The 17,294-nt window shown below is 62.7% G+C and carries 22 protein-coding genes and 2 tRNA genes; 17 read left to right on the top strand and 7 right to left on the bottom strand.

Annotation, left to right across the window (positions count from 1 at the left end; all coding sequences use genetic code 11):
- From AC0KXH_RS11950 to AC0KXH_RS11910, 9 genes are all read left to right on the top strand, one after another.
- On the top strand, positions 1–534 hold the full coding sequence (locus tag AC0KXH_RS11950) for a DsbE family thiol:disulfide interchange protein (RefSeq protein ID WP_488223460.1): 534 nt from the start codon (positions 1–3) through the stop codon (positions 532–534).
- Positions 531–1,004, top strand: a complete 474-nt coding sequence (locus AC0KXH_RS11945) for a cytochrome c-type biogenesis protein (RefSeq protein ID WP_041106398.1) — start codon at positions 531–533, stop codon at positions 1,002–1,004. The genes AC0KXH_RS11950 and AC0KXH_RS11945 overlap by 4 nt, the downstream gene beginning before the upstream one ends.
- Positions 1,001–2,206, top strand: coding sequence for a c-type cytochrome biogenesis protein CcmI (ccmI, locus tag AC0KXH_RS11940; protein ID WP_488223459.1), 1,206 nt, complete (start codon positions 1,001–1,003; stop codon positions 2,204–2,206). Before AC0KXH_RS11945 ends, ccmI begins: the two co-directional genes overlap by 4 nt.
- Positions 2,207–2,232: 26 nt before the next feature.
- A complete protein-coding gene (locus AC0KXH_RS11935; protein ID WP_488223458.1) occupies positions 2,233–2,646 on the top strand; it encodes a hypothetical protein in 414 nt (137 codons plus the stop codon).
- Positions 2,647–2,757: 111 nt separating this feature from the next.
- On the top strand, positions 2,758–3,054 hold the full coding sequence (gene fliT / locus AC0KXH_RS11930) for a flagellar protein FliT (RefSeq protein ID WP_312571171.1): 297 nt from the start codon (positions 2,758–2,760) through the stop codon (positions 3,052–3,054).
- 376 nt (positions 3,055–3,430) lie between these two features.
- Positions 3,431–4,897, top strand: coding sequence for a sigma-54 dependent transcriptional regulator (locus AC0KXH_RS11925; RefSeq protein WP_041106391.1), 1,467 nt, complete (start codon positions 3,431–3,433; stop codon positions 4,895–4,897).
- 110 nt (positions 4,898–5,007) lie between these two features.
- The gene (locus tag AC0KXH_RS11920; RefSeq protein ID WP_395763746.1) at positions 5,008–6,195 is read left to right on the top strand and encodes a sensor histidine kinase; all 1,188 of its coding nucleotides are present in this window, start codon (positions 5,008–5,010) and stop codon (positions 6,193–6,195) included.
- Positions 6,185–7,561 carry a sigma-54-dependent transcriptional regulator gene (locus AC0KXH_RS11915; RefSeq protein WP_488223457.1) on the top strand — a complete coding sequence of 459 codons (1,377 nt, stop codon included), beginning with the start codon at positions 6,185–6,187 and terminating at the stop codon, positions 7,559–7,561. Before AC0KXH_RS11920 ends, AC0KXH_RS11915 begins: the two co-directional genes overlap by 11 nt.
- A 53-nt stretch (positions 7,562–7,614) precedes the next feature.
- Positions 7,615–8,271 carry a thiopurine S-methyltransferase gene (locus AC0KXH_RS11910; protein WP_312940847.1) on the top strand — a complete coding sequence of 219 codons (657 nt, stop codon included), beginning with the start codon at positions 7,615–7,617 and terminating at the stop codon, positions 8,269–8,271.
- 14 nt (positions 8,272–8,285) lie between these two features.
- Here AC0KXH_RS11910 and AC0KXH_RS11905 read toward each other — a convergent pair whose 3' ends face one another.
- The 4 genes from AC0KXH_RS11905 to AC0KXH_RS11890 all read right to left on the bottom strand — a co-directional run bounded on the left by AC0KXH_RS11905 (position 8,286) and on the right by AC0KXH_RS11890 (position 11,654).
- Positions 8,286–8,939 (bottom strand): DUF2959 domain-containing protein, encoded by a 654-nt coding sequence (locus tag AC0KXH_RS11905; RefSeq protein WP_269262329.1) that lies wholly within the window; start codon positions 8,937–8,939, stop codon positions 8,286–8,288.
- 80 nt (positions 8,940–9,019) lie between these two features.
- Positions 9,020–9,892 carry a protease HtpX gene (gene htpX / locus AC0KXH_RS11900; protein WP_041106387.1) on the bottom strand — a complete coding sequence of 291 codons (873 nt, stop codon included), beginning with the start codon at positions 9,890–9,892 and terminating at the stop codon, positions 9,020–9,022.
- A gap of 80 nt (positions 9,893–9,972) precedes the next feature.
- Complete coding sequence (locus AC0KXH_RS11895) at positions 9,973–10,437, bottom strand: hypothetical protein (RefSeq protein ID WP_488223456.1); 465 nt, start codon at positions 10,435–10,437, stop codon at positions 9,973–9,975.
- Between the two features lie 5 nt (positions 10,438–10,442).
- Entirely contained in the window at positions 10,443–11,654 is a 1,212-nt protein-coding gene (locus AC0KXH_RS11890; RefSeq protein WP_041106383.1) for a pyridoxal phosphate-dependent aminotransferase, read from the bottom strand.
- 186 nt (positions 11,655–11,840) lie between these two features.
- Here AC0KXH_RS11890 and msrB point away from each other — a divergent pair, with 186 nt between their 5' ends.
- Genes msrB through AC0KXH_RS11875 form a run of 3 tightly spaced genes read left to right on the top strand, consistent with a single transcriptional unit; the run spans position 11,841 to position 13,675 of the window.
- Complete coding sequence (msrB, locus tag AC0KXH_RS11885) at positions 11,841–12,239, top strand: peptide-methionine (R)-S-oxide reductase MsrB (RefSeq protein WP_043220877.1); 399 nt, start codon at positions 11,841–11,843, stop codon at positions 12,237–12,239.
- A gap of 16 nt (positions 12,240–12,255) precedes the next feature.
- Positions 12,256–12,738 (top strand): glutathione peroxidase, encoded by a 483-nt coding sequence (locus tag AC0KXH_RS11880; protein WP_043220873.1) that lies wholly within the window; start codon positions 12,256–12,258, stop codon positions 12,736–12,738.
- A gap of 46 nt (positions 12,739–12,784) precedes the next feature.
- Positions 12,785–13,675, top strand: coding sequence for an ATP-binding protein (locus tag AC0KXH_RS11875; protein WP_488223455.1), 891 nt, complete (start codon positions 12,785–12,787; stop codon positions 13,673–13,675).
- 22 nt (positions 13,676–13,697) lie between these two features.
- Here AC0KXH_RS11875 and AC0KXH_RS11870 read toward each other — a convergent pair whose 3' ends face one another.
- Both AC0KXH_RS11870 and AC0KXH_RS11865 read right to left on the bottom strand, forming a co-directional pair.
- Positions 13,698–14,372, bottom strand: a complete 675-nt coding sequence (locus AC0KXH_RS11870; RefSeq protein WP_043220867.1) for a glutathione S-transferase family protein — start codon at positions 14,370–14,372, stop codon at positions 13,698–13,700.
- 36 nt (positions 14,373–14,408) lie between these two features.
- On the bottom strand, positions 14,409–15,176 hold the full coding sequence (locus AC0KXH_RS11865; RefSeq protein ID WP_061340638.1) for a hypothetical protein: 768 nt from the start codon (positions 15,174–15,176) through the stop codon (positions 14,409–14,411).
- Positions 15,177–15,398: 222 nt separating this feature from the next.
- On the opposite strand from AC0KXH_RS11865, the gene AC0KXH_RS11860 reads away from it, so the two are divergent.
- Positions 15,399–15,474, top strand: a tRNA-Glu gene (locus AC0KXH_RS11860).
- A 6-nt stretch (positions 15,475–15,480) separates the two neighbouring features.
- Positions 15,481–15,556, top strand: a tRNA-Gly gene (locus tag AC0KXH_RS11855).
- Positions 15,557–15,661: 105 nt separating this feature from the next.
- Here AC0KXH_RS11855 and AC0KXH_RS11850 read toward each other — a convergent pair.
- Positions 15,662–15,937 carry a metal-sensing transcriptional repressor gene (locus AC0KXH_RS11850; RefSeq protein WP_041105764.1) on the bottom strand — a complete coding sequence of 92 codons (276 nt, stop codon included), beginning with the start codon at positions 15,935–15,937 and terminating at the stop codon, positions 15,662–15,664.
- 162 nt (positions 15,938–16,099) lie between these two features.
- On the opposite strand from AC0KXH_RS11850, the gene AC0KXH_RS11845 reads away from it, so the two are divergent.
- From AC0KXH_RS11845 to AC0KXH_RS11835, 3 genes are read left to right on the top strand one after another with little or no spacing between them, the layout of a single operon-like run.
- Complete coding sequence (locus AC0KXH_RS11845) at positions 16,100–16,429, top strand: ArsR/SmtB family transcription factor (RefSeq protein WP_043220862.1); 330 nt, start codon at positions 16,100–16,102, stop codon at positions 16,427–16,429.
- Positions 16,426–16,860 (top strand): YeeE/YedE family protein, encoded by a 435-nt coding sequence (locus tag AC0KXH_RS11840; RefSeq protein ID WP_061339047.1) that lies wholly within the window; start codon positions 16,426–16,428, stop codon positions 16,858–16,860. The genes AC0KXH_RS11845 and AC0KXH_RS11840 overlap by 4 nt, the downstream gene beginning before the upstream one ends.
- A gap of 2 nt (positions 16,861–16,862) precedes the next feature.
- Positions 16,863–17,282, top strand: a complete 420-nt coding sequence (locus AC0KXH_RS11835; protein WP_488223454.1) for a DUF6691 family protein — start codon at positions 16,863–16,865, stop codon at positions 17,280–17,282.
- Positions 17,283–17,294 lie beyond the last annotated feature (12 nt).

The raw sequence follows: 17,294 nt of genomic DNA, 5'->3' as shown, positions 1-17,294 counted from the left end.
GTGAGAAGACTGCTGTTGTTGCTACCACTGGTGATATTCCTGGTGGTAGCGGTGTTCCTCTACCGGGGGCTGTTCCTCGATCCGTCCGAATTGCCGTCGGCCCTCATCGGCAAGCCGGTGCCTGCTTTCTCGCTGCCTTCTGTGACCGACGAGCAACAGCTGCTCACGCAGGATGATCTCAAGGGCAAGCCGGCGCTGCTCAACGTATGGGCGACCTGGTGCGTGTCGTGCAAGGTCGAGCACCCTGTGCTGAACGCGCTGGCAGAGCAGGGCGTGGTGATCTACGGCGTCAATTACAAGGACGACAATGCCGCTGCGCGCAAGTGGCTGCGCGAGTTTCACAATCCGTACCAGCTCGACATCCGTGATGAGCAGGGCTCGCTCGGGCTCGATCTGGGGGTCTACGGCGCGCCCGAGACGTTCCTGATCGACAAGCAGGGCGTCATTCGCCACAAGTTCGTTGGCGTGATTGACGAGCGCGTCTGGCGTGAGCAGCTTGCGCCGCTTTACCAGGCGCTGGTGGAAGAAAAATGATGCGCTCGCTCCTCGCCGTGTTCGTCGGCTTGCTCATCAGTCTCGTGGCCTATGGTGCAATCGATACTTACGAGTTTCGTGATGAAGCCGAACGTGAGCGCTACCGGACGCTCACCGAAGAGCTGCGCTGCCCCAAGTGCCAGAACCAGAACATCGCCGACTCAAACGCGCCGATTGCAATGGATCTTCGCAAGGAGATCTTTCGCATGCTGGAGGAGGGCCAGAGCAACGACCAGATCATTGATTATCTGGTTGCCCGCTACGGTGACTTCGTTCGCTATCGGCCGCCGGTAACCAAAACCACGCTGCTGCTCTGGTACGGGCCCGCCGCGCTGCTGATCCTCGGGCTTGGCGTGCTGGCGTTCATCATCGTGCGCCGCCGTCGCGTGGACAGCACGCCTGCGGCCCAAACTCTCACCGAAGCCGAGCGCCAGCGCCTGGCCTCCCTGCTGGACAAGAAAGAGCCATGACCGATTTCTGGATCGCTGCCGGCCTGTTGCTGCTGGCGGCCCTTGCCATTCTGTTGCTGCCGATCATGCGTGGCCGCAAGGCGCAGGCCGAAGAAGACCGTACTGCACTGAACGTCGCGCTCTATCAGGAGCGCCTGGACGAACTGTCCGCGCAGTTCGCGGCAGGTACGCTTACCGAGGCGCAGTACGAGGCAGGCAAGGCCGATGCTGCGCGCGAGTTGCTGAGCGATACCGAAGGGGCTGAGCCACAGCGTAGCGGTCGCCTTGGACGCGCGGTGCCGCTGATTCTGGCGTTTCTGGTGCCCTTGCTGGGCTTTGGTCTGTATCTGCATTGGGGCGCCAGTGACAAGGTGCTGCTGGCTCGCCAGTTCTCCGAGCAACCTCGTTCGATGGAGGAGATGGTCGTGCGTCTCGAGCAGGCCGTCGAAGCCCAGCCGGATTCGGCCGAGGGGTGGTACTTCCTCGGGCGCGCCTACATGAGTCAGGAGCGCCCTGCCGACTCGGCCAAGGCATTCGATCGGGTGATCGCACTGGCGGGGCGGCAGCCTGAGCTGCTTGGACAGTTGGCTCAGGCGCGCTACTTCGCCAATGACCGTCAGTGGAGCGAGGAACTCCAGGCTTTGACCGACGAGGCGCTTAAAGGCGATCCGCAGGAGGTTACGACCCTCGGCTTGCTCGGTATCGCCGCATTCGAGGAGAAGCGCTACGCCGACGCCATCGGCTACTGGGAGCGCCTGGTGGCGACGCTGCCTGAGCAGGACCCATCGCGCGAGGCCATACAGGGCGGGATCGCTCGTGCGCGACAGGAGCTGGGGGACGCGGCGCCAGCTGTGCCACCGGCGGTTGCCCAGCAAGCGGTCACATTGCAGGTGCAGGTAGACCTTGCGCCGGAGCTCAAGACCAAGGTCGATCAGCAAGACAGCGTGTTCGTGTTCGCCCGCGCCGTGTCCGGGCCGAAGATACCCTTGGCCGTCAAGCGGCTCAGCGTGGCTGACTTGCCCGCGAAGGTCAGCCTTGGTGACGCCGATGCGATGATGCCGCAACTCAAGATGTCGAATTACTCCCAGGTTCAGCTCACCGCGCGTATTTCACGCGAGGGGAATGCAACCAAAGGGCAATGGATCGGTCAGAGCGAGGTGCTTGAGCCGGCTGCGGATGCGCCTGGCGTGAGCCTGGTGATCGACAGCCCCGACGGACAGTAAATGCGAGAAATGCAAGGCGAGCGAGCATGAACAACAGGGAATCCGGAATCGACCGAGTTGCCAGACTGGCCGGTGTAGTCGGCATTGCGCTGCTTCTTGGCGCTTGCGCCGGGTCGCCTTATCGGAGTGAGAAGGCGCCTGTTGAGCCGAGCGAGCCGCCGAGCGGGCCGGTGATCACGCCGCCGCCCATGCCGTCTCCGGAGGCGCCGCGCGCGCCGAGCGTTCAGCGTAGCCACCCGCGCTATGCCCCGCCGCCTTACGGACAGGCGCATTGGGACAACCGCCTGGGTGTCTATGTGGTTGAAGGGACCGAGCTGTTCTACCGCGATCGCCTCTACTATCGGTGGGATGGCGACTGGTTTTGTGCCGGTCGTCCGGATGGCCCCTGGGAGCCGGTCGCGCCTCCAAGTGTTCCGCCAGGGTTGCGTAGTTACCGCTGAGCCTCGCATCGACCGATCGCACTAAAGCCTCGTTTGCCGTTGCCGATAAGAGAAGTGTCCCGGGCAACTGCCCATGACTCAGTCACTGATCGCCCAACCGGAGTCGACTCCATGAATGCTTCCGTCAAACGTCTCGAGGAAACCGGCAGCGCCTTGCGCAATGCACTGGCGGAACAGGACTGGGCGGCCATCAGTATGCTCGATCGGGAATGCCGGCTGGCGGTCGAAGAAGCCATGCACGAGCCGCAGCGCGATGAGGCGCTGGTGCGTCAAAGCATGCAGGCTCTGCTCGAGCTCTACCGTGATCTGGTTTCAACCTGCCAGGCCGAGCGGCACCGGATCGCTTCGGAACTGCTTCAACTGAATCAGTCCAAACAGGGCGCCAAGGTGTACCAGCTCTTCGGTTGAACCGGTATTTCCCCTCGCGACGCAATGCCGCATGTCCTTCCGTCTGTCTTCGGCAAACGTAACGGAACTTTTCTATCACTCTCGCAGCTCATAGATTTATCAGGGCAGAGAGTTGGCGCTATATCCCTGCATTTTGTGCTTTTAATCGCTGTTATTTTGACTTTTTGAGGCGCTGGATTTCACGCGCTCAGATCCCGGCCAAGCTGACAGTCGACACATAAGGGGCGGAGACCGTTACGCCTTTAGGCGCATTGGCACGTCATTAATTTGACTCAGTTCCCTTTTTCTAATTAACTAGCGGCTCGCTGCCGTTGGTGGTCGTTTCTCAAGGATTCGAGCGCAGGCATCCTCTAGAAATCAGGGCCCTATAGACAAGATGTGGCGTGATACCAAGATTTTGTTGATAGACGATGACTGCGATCGTCGGCGGGATATGACCGTCATCCTGAACTTCCTCAGCGAGGATCACCTGGCTTGCGCAAGCGACGACTGGCGTCGGGCCGTCGAAGGGCTGGAGTCGAGCGGCAGCATTCTCGGCGTGCTGGTCGGCCAGATCGACTCGAAGGGGGGGGCGGCCGAGTTGCTCAAGCAGCTGGGGCAGTGGGACGAACAACTGCCGTTGATCCTGCTTGGCGAGCCGGCCCCGGCCGATTGGCCAGAGGATGCGCGACGTCGTGTTCTTACCAGCCTGGAAATGCCACCGAGCTACAACAAGCTACTCGACTCCCTGCACCGCGCCCAGATCTATCGGGAGATGACCCAGGCGAAGGGGCGCGGACGCCAGCGTGAAACCAATCTGTTCCGCAGCCTGGTCGGGACCAGTCGTGCCGTCCAGCATGTGCGACAGATGATGCAGCAGGTCGCCGACACCGAGGCCAGCGTACTGATCCTTGGTGAATCCGGCACTGGCAAAGAAGTCGTCGCGCGCAATCTGCACTATCACTCCAAGCGCCGGCAGGCGCCTTTCGTGCCGGTCAATTGCGGTGCGATCCCGGCCGAGCTGCTCGAAAGCGAACTGTTCGGTCATGAGAAAGGCGCCTTCACCGGGGCGATCACTGCGCGAGCCGGGCGTTTCGAATTGGCCGAAGGCGGCACGCTGTTTCTCGATGAGATCGGCGACATGCCGTTGCCGATGCAGGTCAAGCTGTTGCGCGTACTGCAGGAGCGGACGTTCGAGCGCGTCGGCAGCAACCGTACCCAGCAGGCGGACGTTCGCATTATCGCGGCGACCCACAAGGACCTGGAGAAGATGATCGAAGAGGGGACGTTCCGCGAGGACCTCTACTATCGATTGAATGTGTTCCCTATCGAAATGGCGCCCTTGCGCGAGCGGGTCGAAGACATACCGCTGCTGCTCAACGAACTCATTTCAAGGATGGAGCACGAGAAGCGCGGCTCCATTCGATTCAACTCAGCCGCAATCATGTCGCTGTGCCGTCACGACTGGCCGGGCAACATCCGCGAGCTGGCCAACCTCGTCGAGCGCATGGCGATCATGCATCCGTACGGTGTCATCGGCGTCATGGAACTGCCGAAGAAATTCCGCCATGTCGATGACGACGACGAGCAATACGCCAGCGCCTTGCAGGACGAAATGGAGGAGCGGGCAGCGATCAACGCGCCCATCGCCGTCGCTGATGCCCACGCGATGCTGCCGGCCGAAGGCCTCGACCTCAAGGAATACCTGGGCAACCTCGAACAGGGCCTGATTCACCAGGCGCTCGAGGATGCCGGTGGCGTGGTTGCGCGTGCTGCCGAGCGTCTGCGCATCCGGCGGACCACCCTGGTCGAAAAGATGCGCAAGTACGGGATGAATCGCCGCGACGACGACATCGCCGAGTGATCTCCCGCGGGCGTTGACGCGAAGGCGCCGACGCCCAGTCAATCCCGTCAAGGCACGAACATTGCTCCGGCTCCGCAGACGTCCAATCCTTGACGGAGTCGAGCGGAGCCGTGAGTACAACCGCCCACCACGCCACAACCAGTCCACCCGTTGCCACGCCGAAAGAGCGGGCGCTTGACGATCTGGCGCGCCTGGCCAGGCAGCTGGATGTCTCCTATGGCCAAGTCGAAGCGCGTGTCGCTGAGCTGACCGGCCAGCTCGAGGCTGCCAGCTTGCTGCGCCAGCAGGAGATCGCCGAGAAAGAAAGCCTTGTGCGAAGGCACCAGAGCCTTTTGGATCTGCTGCCCGGTGGGGTAGTGGTGATCGACGGACGCGGCATTGTCGACGAGGCCAATCCGGCTGCGCTGGACCTGTTGGGTGCCGATCTGGTCGGCCGCCTCTGGCGTGACGTTATCGCCCAGCGCTTCGCCCCTCGCGGCGACGATGGCCATGAGGTATCGCTGCGCGACGGACGGCGTGTTGCCATTGCCACGCGCTCGCTGGAGAGCGAGCCAGGGCAGCTGGTGCTGCTGACCGACCTCACGGAAACCCGCCGGCTGCAGGAGCAGCTTGCTCGGCACCAGCGCCTCTCGTCGCTGGGGCGCATGGTCGCTTCGCTCGCCCATCAGGTGCGGACGCCTCTGTCGGCCGCACTCATCTATGCCAGCCACCTGCAGCAGGGCGCGCTGAACCCCGACCAGCAAAGCCGTTTCGCCGGCCGACTGAAGGCCCGTCTCGAAGACATGGAGCGGCAGGTGCGCGACATGCTGGTGTTTGCCCGTGGCGACCTGCCGCTGACTGACCGGCTGACCCCCACAGCATTGCTCGCCGCACTGCGTTCAGCGGCCGAGCCTTTGCTTCAGGGCATCGAGGTGCGCTGGCAGTGCGACGTCGCGGCGGGCGAGCTGTTGTGCAATCGAGACACCCTTGTCGGTGCCCTGTGCAACTTGCTGGACAATGCCAGGCAGGCGGCCGGCGAGCCGGCGCGATTGAAAGTGCATGTCTTCCGTCGCCGAAGTGTCGTGCGCCTGTGTGTGAGCGACAACGGGATGGGCATCGCGCCCGCCGTGCTGGCCCGTCTGGGCGAACCGTTCTTTACCACCAAGGCGAGCGGGACCGGGCTTGGTCTGGCTGTCGCCATGGCTGTCGCACGTGCGCATCACGGCGAACTTCAGGTGCGCTCACGGCTCGGGCGCGGGACCTGCGTGCGGTTATCCCTGCCGCTGATAGCGGTGCAGGACCTTGCCGATGACCGCTGATGATCGGTTGTTGCTGGTCGAAGACGATCCCGCATTGCGCGAGGCGCTGGGCGACACGCTCGAGCTGGCCGGCTACGCGTACACCGCAGTCGCGAACGCCGAGGAGGCACTGGCGGCGCTGCGGTCGGAACACTTTGCCCTGGTGATCAGCGACGTGAACATGCCGGGAATGGACGGCCACGGACTGTTGCGTACTTTGCGCGAGCGGCACCCCGGCGTGCCGATGGTGCTGATGACCGCCTTCGCCCAGGTGGAGAGGGCGGTCGACGCGATGCGCGAAGGGGCGTTGGACTACCTGGTCAAACCCTTCGAGCCCTCCAGGCTGCTCGATCTGCTGGCGCGCTACCTCGATACGGCGTGTCGGCCGGCACAGGACTCGGGCCCTATCGCCTGCGAGCCTGCCAGTCGGCAGTTGCTGGCTTTGGCCGCCCGCGTGGCACGCAGCGATTCCACGGTGTTGATCTCCGGCGAGTCCGGTACCGGCAAGGAAGTGCTGGCGCGCTATATCCACGTCTGCTCGGCGCGCGCTGAGCAGCCGTTCGTGGCGATCAACTGTGCCGCGATACCGGATTCGATGCTCGAGGCCACCTTGTTCGGGCACGAAAAGGGCGCCTTCACGGGGGCCTTGCATTCTCAGCCTGGCAAGTTCGAACAGGCTAACGGTGGCACCTTGCTGCTGGACGAGATTTCCGAGATGCCGCTCGCGCTACAGGCGAAGCTTCTACGTGTTCTGCAGGAGCGTGAGGTGGAGCGGGTCGGTGGTCGGAGGCCGATCACCTTGGATATCCGCGTGCTGGCCACGACCAACCGGGACATTCAGGGCGAAGTGGCCGCTGGGCGCTTTCGCGAGGACCTCTATTACCGGCTGTCGGTATTTCCCCTGCGCTGGGCCCCGCTGCGTGAGCGGCCCGCGGATATCCTGCCCCTGGCCGAGCGCTTGCTGGTCAGGCATGCGCAGCGTCAGGGCCTGGGGTCGGCGCGTTTATCCGAGCAGGCGCGGCGCAGCCTGCTCGAGCACGACTGGCCCGGCAACGTGCGGGAACTGGACAATGCCATTCAGCGTGCGCTGATCTTGCAGCAGGGCGGCGTGATCGAGGCGGCGGATCTGTTTTTCGACCGGCCGGGAGAGGCGCACGGCAGGCCTGCCATGCCTGCCGTGGGGGGCGAGACTGACGAGCCATCCGGCGCACTGAATGACGATCTGCGCCACCGCGAATATCGGCTCATTCTCGACACCCTGCGTGCCGAACGCGGCCGGCGCAAGGAAACCGCCGAGCGCCTGGGCATCAGTCCGCGGACGCTGCGCTACAAGCTCGCACAGATGCGCGAGGCCGGGCTTGATATCGACGGCTCGCTGTTCGGCTGAATTCAACGCTGGGCCGGTGTAGGCTGCGTCAGTCATTCACTGGAGAGGCGGCTGTGAACGAGGCTTTCTGGCACGAGCGCTGGGCGCGTAACGAAATCGGTTTCCACCTGGGCGAAGTCAATCCCTATCTGCTGCGGCACTGGCCGTCGCTTGCGCTGCCGAATGGCGCTCGCGTGCTGGTTCCGTTGTGTGGCAAGTCGCTGGACATGGCCTGGTTGGTGGAGCAGGGCTTCACCGTGGTGGGGGTCGAGCTGAGCGAAAAGGCCGTGCGTGCGTTTTTTGACGAGCAACGGCTGGTGCCGCAGGTGGAGCGGCGCGGGGCTTTCCAGCGCTTCGTCGCCGGCCGGCTGGAAATACTCTGCGGTGATGTGTTCGCCTTGGGCGCCGCAGAGCTCGAAGGTTGCGTTGCGATCTATGATCGAGCGGCGCTCATCGCGCTACCACCGGCGCTCCGGCAGCGATACGTTGACCACCTCACTTCGCTGATGCCTGCGGGGGCCGAGTTGTTGCTGGTGACCGTGGAATACGATCAGGCCGAGATGAGCGGTCCGCCATTCTCGGTGCCCCAGCAGGAAGTTGTGCAGCTTTACGCAGGACGCTGGCAGCTCGAATTGCTCGCCAGGCACGACGTGCTGCAGCAGAACTGGAAGTTTCTCCAGCGGGGCCTCAGCCGACTGGAGGAGTGCGTCTATCGCGTGCGCCGCCTCTGAATCGGTCGAATGGCTCAGCTGGGCGAACGGGACGACTGCAACCGTTTGACGAAACCGTCGGCCTCATCGATCGAACGCTGCATGTCCTGCAGCAGTCGGTCGACGTTGCTCTGCAGGTTGCGGTATTCCCCGTGCAAGGCACCGATGGCGCGTGCGTTCAGGTTGTGCTTGAGGTAAAGCACCTGGTCGTGCAGCACATTGAGTACAGGGTCGATGCGCTTCTCGGCGGCCTTCATGCGTTCGATCAGAGTGCGATACTCGGCCCGTGTGCGGCTCAACTGGCGTGCACTGGCTTGCTTCAGGTTACGATCGGAATATTGCTCGAGCTCGTCAGCCCACTCGTCGAACAGCGCCTGAGCGACATCTTCCACTGCGGTGATTCGCTCGCGCACTTCTCGTGCACTGGCTGCGCTGGCTTCGTATTCGCGGCTCAGGGCGTCGTAGCGTTGCTCCAGTTCGCCGCCCTTGACGATGACCACGCTGCGATATTGTTCGAGCGCATCCTTGAATTGCTGCTTGGCTTCGAGTTGCGAGTCACGCGCATCTTCGACGCGATCGACGAGGATGTCGCGCTTGTGGATGCCGACCTTTTCCATCGCCGCGTAATAGGCGTTCTGGCAGCCGCCCAGGGTGAGCAGGGCGAGGCAGGTGATCAGCAAGCGGCGCATGGGCAGGTTCCTTATCCGACAGGTGCGCTATAGACAAAAGAAAAGGGCGACTTGCGTCGCCCTTTTCCGCTCTGCAAGGCTTACCCGCGCTGGCGTAGCGCCTCGATGCGGTCGTCCAGCGATGGGTGGGTCATGAACAGGCCGGCCAGGCCGTGTTTGAGGGCGCCGTTGATGCCGAATGCCTTCAGGCTGTCCGGCATCTGCACCGGTACGCCTTGTTCTACCTGCAGGCGGCGCAGGGCACCGATCATCGCCTGAGTGCCGGCCAGGTCGGCGCCCGCTTCGTCGGCACGGTACTCGCGTTTGCGCGAGAACCACATGACGATGATGCTGGCGAGAATACCCAGGACCAGTTCGGCGAAGATGGTCGCGACGAAATAACCGATCCCCTGACCTTCCTCGTTCTTGAGGATGGCCTTGTCGACGAAGTTGCCGAAGATGCGCGCGAAGAACATGACAAAGGTGTTCACCACGCCCTGGATGAGGGCAAGGGTGACCATGTCGCCATTGGCCACGTGGCCGATCTCGTGCGCCAGCACGGCGCGGACCTCGTCCGGAGAGAAGCGCTCCAGCAGACCCTGGCTCACGGCAACCAGCGCATCGTTGCGATTCCAGCCGGTGGCGAAGGCGTTGGCTTCGTACGCCGGGAAGATACCGACTTCCGGCATCTTGATTCCTGCCTCGCGCGACAGTTGTTCGACCGTCTGTAGCAGCCACTGCTCGTGACGCGTGCGCGGCTGGCTGATGATCTCGGTGCGAGTGCTCATCTTCGCCATCCACTTGGACAGGAACAGCGACACGAGCGAGCCGGCGAAGCCGAATACCGCACAGAACACCAACAGGCTGCCGTAATTCTGGCCAGTGTAGCGATCGACCCCCAGGACCTTCAGGGTGATGCTGGCGATCAGCAGCACCGCAAGGTTGGTGGCCAGGAACAGGAAAATGCGCATCATGTTGCGGCTGACTCCAGCGGATAGAGAGAACGATAGGCTATATAAGGCCCGGTCCCGGGCTATTCAACCGAGCGACTATTTCAAGCTATGTCGCTTGGCCGGCGCGATGATGATGCCGCGGTGCCGTGCAGCAGCTGATGCGAGAGCTGCGCTATCCGTTCGCTGTCGCCACGGGCCAGGGCCTCGCGTAGCTGGTTGGCCAGATTGCCGCGGATGCGACGGATCGCGGCGGGCAGGGCAGCGAGCTGCTCGTCGGCGTCGGGCGCCGCAGCGCTCAGTCGCAGGAAACCCTTTTCGCTGAGGACGGCCTGATCCAGCGCCTCGAAACGAATGGTCGTCTCGAAGCGCAGATAGCCTTCTTCGGCCAGCCAGAGCAGTGCGCCAAGGCAGCTCTGGTGGCGTTTGCTCGGCAGGCCGAAGTCATCGGGTTCTTCGCGGCCGATCAGATCTTCGACATAGAGCGCCGTCTTGCGCGGAAAGGCCTGATACAGCATGAGCAGGCCGGACGCGGCGTCTCGGTAGAAGTCGTCGATGTGCAGGTCCATCGTGCCTACTGCTGATAGGTCCTGAGGAAGTTGCCGATGCGTCCGATCGCTTGCTCGAGGTCATCGACGCGCGGCAGCGTGACGACGCGGAAGTGATCCGGCCAGGGCCAGTTGAACGCGGTGCCCTGGACGATCAGGAGCTTTTCCGAGAGCAACAGATCGAGCACAAATTTTTCGTCGTTGTGAATCGGGCAGATTTTCGGGTCGATGCGCGGAAAGGCATACAACGCACCCATCGGCTTCACACAGCTGATGCCGGGGATGTCGTTGAGCAACTCCCAGGTGCGGTTGCGCTGCTCGAGCAGGCGGCCCGGAGGCAGCACCAGGTCGTTGATGCTCTGGTAGCCGCCCAGCGCGGTCTGGATCGCGTGCTGCGAAGGAACGTTGGCGCACAGCCGCATGTTGGCCAGGATGTCGAGGCCTTCGATGTAGCTCTGTGCCCTCTGTTTCGGCCCGGAAATCGCGACCCAGCCGGAGCGGAATCCGGCGACGCGATAGGACTTGGACAACCCGTTGAAGGTCAGGCAGAGCACGTCCGGCGCCAGCGAGGCGGTCGAGATGTGTACCGCATCGTCATACAGGATCTTGTCGTAGATTTCGTCCGAAAAGATCACCAGGCGATGCTGGCGGGCCAGCTCCACCATGCCCTCGAGCACTTCCTTCGGGTAGACCGCGCCGGTCGGATTGTTCGGGTTGATCAGCACCAGAGCCTTGGTGTTGGGGGTGATCTTGGCCTTCATGTCCTGAAGGTCCGGCCACCAGTTGGCCTGCTCGTCGCACAGATAGTGCACCGGCTTGCCGCCGGCCAGGCTCACGGCTGCGGTCCACAGCGGGTAGTCCGGCGCCGGGATGAGCACCTCATCGCCGTTGTTCAGCAACGCTTGCATGGACATCACGATGAGCTCGGACACGCCGTTGCCCAGGTAGATGTCCTCGATGCCGATGCCTTCGACCTGCTTCTGCTGGTAGTACTGCATGATCGCCTTGCGGGCGCTGAACAGACCTTTCGAGTCGCTGTAGCCCTGGGCGGTCGGCAGGTTGCGGATGACGTCCTGGAGGATTTCCTCCGGGGCCTCGAAACCGAACGGTGCCGGGTTGCCGATGTTCAGCTTGAGGATACGATGGCCTTCCTCTTCCAGGCGTTTGGCGTGCTTGAGCACCGGCCCGCGAATGTCGTAGCAGACATTGGCAAGCTTGTTCGATTTGCTGACCTGCATGATTCCAGAGTGTCCCGAAGTGAAGCGCACCCGTCCCGAGCTGGGCTGCGCTGGTTGAACCCGGGCGCCTTGGCAGCGAGAAACCCCGCTGCCAGACTAGGCGTCGAAGAAGGAACGCATCATACGTGCGGCCCGATGGACGGAAAAGGTACAGATCGGGCTTTTTTCCACAGACGAGGTGTATCGATGGACAAGCTGGACAAGCCGCTCGAAGCCTGGCGCGCGGAGCTATCCGACGAGCAGTTCCGCATCTGCCGACTCGGCGCCACCGAGCGTCCCTTCACGGGGCGTTACAACGACACCAAGACACCGGGGACCTATAAATGCGTCTGCTGCGGCGAGCCGCTGTTCGATTCGTCCAGCAAGTTCGATTCCGGCTGTGGCTGGCCGAGCTATTCGGCGCCCATCAACGAGGCGGCCATTACCGAGCTGGATGATTTCAGCCATGGCATGCATCGCATCGAGGTGCGCTGCGCCCGTTGCGAGGCGCACCTGGGGCACGTTTTTCCCGATGGGCCGCCGCCGACAGGGCTGCGCTACTGCATCAATTCCGCTTCGCTCGAACTACAGCCACGCGAGGCCTGAACCCTCAGGGCAACGTATGCACGACGCGCTTTTCGACCTGCCTTGCACTACCATCGATGGGCAGCTCCGCACGCTGGCGGACTACCCGGCCAAGGTGTTGCTGATCGTCAATACCGCCAGCCAGTGCGGCTTTACTCCGCAGTACAAAGGTCTCGAGCAGCTCTGGCGCACCTATCGCGACCGCGGTCTGGTGGTGCTTGGCTTTCCCTGCGACCAATTCGGCGGCCAGGAGCCGGACAGCGAGTCCGAAATCGCCGCATTCTGCGAGCGCCGTTTCGGCGTCAGCTTCCCGCTGTTCGCCAAGGTGGAGGTCAACGGCGGTGAGGCTCATCCGCTGTTCGTCGAGTTGAAGAAGCGGGCGCCCGGCCTGTTGGGAAGCAAGGCGATCAAGTGGAACTTCACCAAGTTTCTGGTGGCTGACGGGGGGCGCACGGTGCGGCGCTATTCCTCGCGAACCCCGCCGGAGACGCTGGGCGCTGTGATCGAACAGTATCTTTAGCCCGCACCAACGCGGGCCCTCAATCTCATGATCGGAGTGGTATCGAATGGATGCCGAGTTGAGCGCTTTTCTGCGGCGCGCTGAAGCGGTGCTGGCGCGTGTCGAACCCCTGCTGCCCGAGCCTTGCCCGGAGATCGACTGGTCGAAGACCTTGGCCGCGCGCTGGCAGCGCAATGGGGCTAGCGGCTTTCTTGCGCCGCTGAAAGTCAGTCTCGATCTTTCGCTGGATGACCTGATCGGGGTAGACCGGCAGCGTGATTTGCTCGAGGCCAATACACGCCAGTTCATCGCCGGCATGCCGGCCAACCATGCGTTGCTGTGGGGCGCACGCGGCACCGGCAAATCGTCGCTGGTTCGTGCGTTGCTGGCCAGGCATGCCGAGGAAGGGCTGCGGCTGGTGGAGATCGAGCGGGATCATCTCGCCGATCTGCCGCGCGTGGTCGAAGCGCTCTCGGGGCAGGCGTTTTCTTTCGTGCTGTTCTGCGACGATCTCTCGTTCGAGTCGGGGGAGGGCGACTATCGAGTGCTCAAGAGCGTGCTCGATGGCTCTCTGGAGCGGGCGCCTGAAAACGTGTTGCTGTATGCGACCTCCAACCGTCGCCACCTGGTGCCCGAGCGACAGAGCGATAACGAGAACTGGCAAATGGTCGACGGCGAACTGCACCCCAACGAGGCCGTCGAGGACAAGATTGCCCTGTCGGATCGATTTGGTCTCTGGCTGTCGTTCTACCCATTCAGTCAACCGCACTATCTGGACGTCGTGCGCCACTGGGTCGGTGCGCTGGCAGGCGAGGCTTCGCTGCGCTGGGCGTGGGACGACGAACTGGAGAAGGAGGCGGTTCGCTGGGCGACCGGGCGAGGCAACCGCAACGGACGTTGTGCCTATCAGTTCGCGCGCCAGTGGGTCGGTAGGCAGCTGCTCGGTACCGCCCGCTAAGGTGGGCGATACCGATGCGGTTTCAGGCTTTGGCGGCTTTGCCCATCTCGATGAGCTTGGTATTCATCCGCTGTTCGCCCGGCAACACGCTTGCCAGGGACTCGGTCGCCTTCATGCGTGCATAGTGCGCGGCCAGCCGCGGCCAGCGTGAGGCATCGAGTTGCTCGCCGCCGTGCTCCATATTGACCAGCTGGCAGGCGACTGCGATGTCGGCCATCGATAGCTCGTCGAGGAAATACGGCCCCGCCCCGAGCTGCTGTTCCAAGTAATCGAAATGGCGCGGCAACTTGTCGTGCAGCGTCTCCTGTACCGCCTGCTCGTTACAGGCCTGCCCCGCGCTGGGCTTGAGAATGCGGTTGCGGAAGACGGTGAAGGTGCACAGGGGCGCCAACTCGTAGTCGGCGTACTTTTCCAGCCAGCGCACACGGGCCCGATCAGCCGCGCTGGCACCATAAAGAGGAGTGGTCTGCGGATAGGCTTCTTCGATGTACTGGCAGATGACGCTGGAGTCGGCGAGGCTCAGGTCGCCATCCTTGAGAGCGGGAATGCGTCCCAGCGGGTTGAGCGCCAGGTACCACTCCGGTGGTGTGAAGGGCATGACCACTTCAAGCGTGTAGTCCAGGCCCTTCTCCTGAAGGCAGAGGCGGGCTTTGCGCACGAAAGGTGAAAGCGGCGCACCGAAGAGCGTCAGTGACATGATGTTCTCCCTCTTTATTATCGTCAGGCACGAGGCTTAATAGACATTGTTCTTCTTCCAGAGATCATCGTCGTCAAAGCTCTTCATGCCTTCGGCGAGGATGCTTGGCTCGGTGGGCTGTGGCGTGCCCTGGCGCAGTACCAGCGCCTCGGCATGTGCCAGGGCGGCCTCCAGCTGGCGCAGCTGGCTCTGGTATTCGACAGGCTTGGGCTGCTTGCGGATGTAGTTGACCGCGCGTTCAAAGGCCAGCCGCGCGCGCTGCGGCAGGTTCTGCTGCAGCGCCTGCTTGCCCAGGTTGTTGAAGTAGTCGATGTGCAGCCTGACCAGCAGGCGTTGGATTTCGCGCAGCCACTGCTTGGCTTCGTCCTGCTTCAGGACGCCATCCTTGGCGCCTCGGACGACCTGAGCGTGCAGGTCCTCGAGCATGAAGCGAATTTCCTTGGCCTGCGCCTCGGTAACGATCTGGCAGGGCGCATTGCGCACTTCGACCGATTCGCCTTTTTCCCGCTCGGCGCGCAGGGTTTGCAGCCTGCTCTGCAGGGCGTCGTCGGTCTTGTCCAGTGGCAACAGCTTTTCACCGGCGTCCAGCTCGAGGCGCGTCAGGAGTTGCTTGAGGGCTGGCGTCATCAGCTGGCCAGGGAAGCTGTCGGATAGCTGTTGGCAGCGCCGACGACGATCGTTCAGTTCGGCTTTGAGCCTCGCCTTCTCCAGCTTGTGACGCTCGACGACCTGGTTGATATAGCCGATGGCGATCAGAAGCAGGACGCCGCCAATGACCAAAGCTGCAATCAAGACTGGGGACATGCGTGGCTCCTTCTCGGGCCGTTTTTTGCGTTCGAGTGTATAGGCTGAGATGGCAAGCTGATACCTCCACACCGCCTGGAGAAGAACGGGCAAAAAAAATTTCTCATGAGGGTTGACGGTCCTGGGAGGCGTCCATAGAATGCGCGCCACTTGCAGCGATTACCGCGAAGCGGAAGCGGCAAGTTAGAGGAATCCCTTGTAAAACAAGAGGTTCCGGGCAATGTCCCCTTCGTCTAGTGGCCTAGGACACCGCCCTTTCACGGCGGTAACAGGGGTTCGAGTCCCCTAGGGGACGCCAAGTTTTGCGGGAATAGCTCAGTTGGTAGAGCACGACCTTGCCAAGGTCGGGGTCGCGAGTTCGAGTCTCGTTTCCCGCTCCAAACATGGCCTTCGCAGTTGATGAGGGCAAGAAAAAAGCGACCAGACGGTCGCTTTTTTCGTTTCTGGCCCTGCCAGAGGCGCTCGCCGTGAGGGCCTCGGTTCGTTCAGGTGTACTTGGTGAAAATGGTGCGTACCCGCTCCAGGGCTTCGCCGGTCGCCTGGCTGCCGTCGGTCAGCGCCTCTTCCAGCAGGCAGGTCAGCATCAGCCGATAACTCTTGTCCAGCGCACTACGAGCGGCAGAGAACTGCTGTGCGATCGCTTCGCAGTCCTCTCCACGTCGGATCATCGCCTGAATGCCGCGAATCTGGCCTTCGACCCTGGCCAGGCGCTTGAGCATCGCCTGTTGTTGCTCGGGTAGCTTGGAAGGCTGGTCGTTCATCTGGATATACCTTGTCAGGGTGGCGGAAGAGCAGGCGCCAGGTCGCCTGGCGATCGTCGGCGTTCGCGCATCCTAGCGGCAGTGTCGAGCTGTGGCTACGGCCAAGTTGACACGCGACGCGTCTATCGATATATAAATAAATATATTATTTATAGTGAATGTATGAGTGACCATTCTTCGCCGAGTCTCGACATGGCGCAGCTGCGGGCCAATGCGGCGATGGCCGGCCAACTGCTCAAGGCGCTAGCCAACCCCGATCGCTTGCTGCTGCTGTGTCAGCTCTGCCAGGGCGAGCGCAACGTAAGCGAACTCGAGGCCTTGCTCGGCATTCAGCAGCCCACGTTGTCGCAGCAGCTCGGTGTGCTGCGCCGGGAAAAACTCGTTGCCACGCGGCGCGAGGGCAAGCAGATCTATTACCGGATCAGCAGCGCGCCGGCGCTGGCTGTCATCGAAACGCTCTATCAACAGTTCTGCGAGGGCAAAGAGTCATGACACTCGATTGGGCAGGCTTCACGCCGGTGACGGCCTTGTCGGGCGGTCTACTGATCGGCCTGGCGGCGGCGATCTTCGTACTGTTCAACGGACGTATCGCCGGTATCAGTGGGTTGCTGGGTGGGCTGCTGGAGCGGCAGACGGAAGGACGCGATGAAAAGGCGCTGTTCTTGCTCGGCTTGCTCGTGGCTCCGCTGATCTGGGGGCTTTTTGCGCAACAGCCAGCACCGGAGTTTCAGGTCGGCTGGCTGGGGACTCTGATCGCTGGACTGCTGGTCGGCGTGGGCACGCGCTTCGGCTCTGGCTGCACGAGTGGTCACGGGGTTTGCGGCATCTCCCGCCTGTCGCCGCGCTCGATCGTGGCCACACTCGCCTTCATGCTGGCCGGATTCGTCACCGTCTTTGTTCTACGTCATCTTTTCGGAGGCTGAGCATGCGCAGACTCATGGCATTCGCTGCCGGGCTGATTTTCGGCTTCGGGCTGCTGCTGTCCGGCATGGCGGATCCGGCCAAGGTCGTGGGATTTCTCGATCTGGCCGGGCGCTGGGACCCGTCGCTCGCGCTGGTCATGCTCGGCGCTATCGGCATTGCGATAGTCCCCCTTGCCTGGGCCAAGCGCCGATCGCGCAGCCTGCTGGGGGCTCCGATGGCCTTGCCGAGCAAGCGTGAGCTGGATGGCCGGCTAATCGGTGGCAGCCTGTTGTTCGGTGTGGGCTGGGGGCTAGCCGGCATTTGCCCGGGGCCGGCCCTGGTCCTGTTGCTGACCGGCTACTGGCAGGTCGTGCTGTTCGTCGCAGCCATGCTGGCTGGCATGGCGCTGTTCTCTGCGCTGGAGCACCGGCGCAATCACTGACCTCGGGAGGTC

Source organism: Stutzerimonas sp. CXK-1 (assembly GCF_057738225.1).
Note: the sequence above shows the minus strand (reverse complement) of the source record. Positions and strands in the feature narration are given on the sequence as shown.

Bases quoted from the DNA above. Each gene is read 5' to 3' on its own strand.
- msrB (WP_043220877.1), top strand. From the start codon at position 11,841: ATGGACAAGCTGGACAAGCCGCTCGAAGCCTGGCGCGCGGAGCTATCC.
- AC0KXH_RS11890 (WP_041106383.1), bottom strand. From the start codon at position 11,654: ATGCAGGTCAGCAAATCGAACAAGCTTGCCAATGTCTGCTACGACATT.
- AC0KXH_RS11895 (WP_488223456.1), bottom strand. From the start codon at position 10,437: ATGGACCTGCACATCGACGACTTCTACCGAGACGCCGCGTCCGGCCTG.
- AC0KXH_RS11915 (WP_488223457.1), top strand. From the start codon at position 6,185: ATGACCGCTGATGATCGGTTGTTGCTGGTCGAAGACGATCCCGCATTG.
- AC0KXH_RS11870 (WP_043220867.1), bottom strand. From the start codon at position 14,372: ATGTCACTGACGCTCTTCGGTGCGCCGCTTTCACCTTTCGTGCGCAAA.
- AC0KXH_RS11935 (WP_488223458.1), top strand. From the start codon at position 2,233: ATGAACAACAGGGAATCCGGAATCGACCGAGTTGCCAGACTGGCCGGT.
- AC0KXH_RS11905 (WP_269262329.1), bottom strand. From the start codon at position 8,939: ATGCGCCGCTTGCTGATCACCTGCCTCGCCCTGCTCACCCTGGGCGGC.
- AC0KXH_RS11875 (WP_488223455.1), top strand. From the start codon at position 12,785: ATGGATGCCGAGTTGAGCGCTTTTCTGCGGCGCGCTGAAGCGGTGCTG.
- AC0KXH_RS11925 (WP_041106391.1), top strand. From the start codon at position 3,431: ATGTGGCGTGATACCAAGATTTTGTTGATAGACGATGACTGCGATCGT.
- AC0KXH_RS11845 (WP_043220862.1), top strand. From the start codon at position 16,100: ATGAGTGACCATTCTTCGCCGAGTCTCGACATGGCGCAGCTGCGGGCC.
- AC0KXH_RS11880 (WP_043220873.1), top strand. From the start codon at position 12,256: ATGCACGACGCGCTTTTCGACCTGCCTTGCACTACCATCGATGGGCAG.
- AC0KXH_RS11835 (WP_488223454.1), top strand. From the start codon at position 16,863: ATGCGCAGACTCATGGCATTCGCTGCCGGGCTGATTTTCGGCTTCGGG.
- htpX (WP_041106387.1), bottom strand. From the start codon at position 9,892: ATGATGCGCATTTTCCTGTTCCTGGCCACCAACCTTGCGGTGCTGCTG.
- AC0KXH_RS11840 (WP_061339047.1), top strand. From the start codon at position 16,426: ATGACACTCGATTGGGCAGGCTTCACGCCGGTGACGGCCTTGTCGGGC.
- AC0KXH_RS11865 (WP_061340638.1), bottom strand. From the start codon at position 15,176: ATGTCCCCAGTCTTGATTGCAGCTTTGGTCATTGGCGGCGTCCTGCTT.
- AC0KXH_RS11850 (WP_041105764.1), bottom strand. From the start codon at position 15,937: ATGAACGACCAGCCTTCCAAGCTACCCGAGCAACAACAGGCGATGCTC.
- ccmI (WP_488223459.1), top strand. From the start codon at position 1,001: ATGACCGATTTCTGGATCGCTGCCGGCCTGTTGCTGCTGGCGGCCCTT.
- fliT (WP_312571171.1), top strand. From the start codon at position 2,758: ATGAATGCTTCCGTCAAACGTCTCGAGGAAACCGGCAGCGCCTTGCGC.
- AC0KXH_RS11945 (WP_041106398.1), top strand. From the start codon at position 531: ATGATGCGCTCGCTCCTCGCCGTGTTCGTCGGCTTGCTCATCAGTCTC.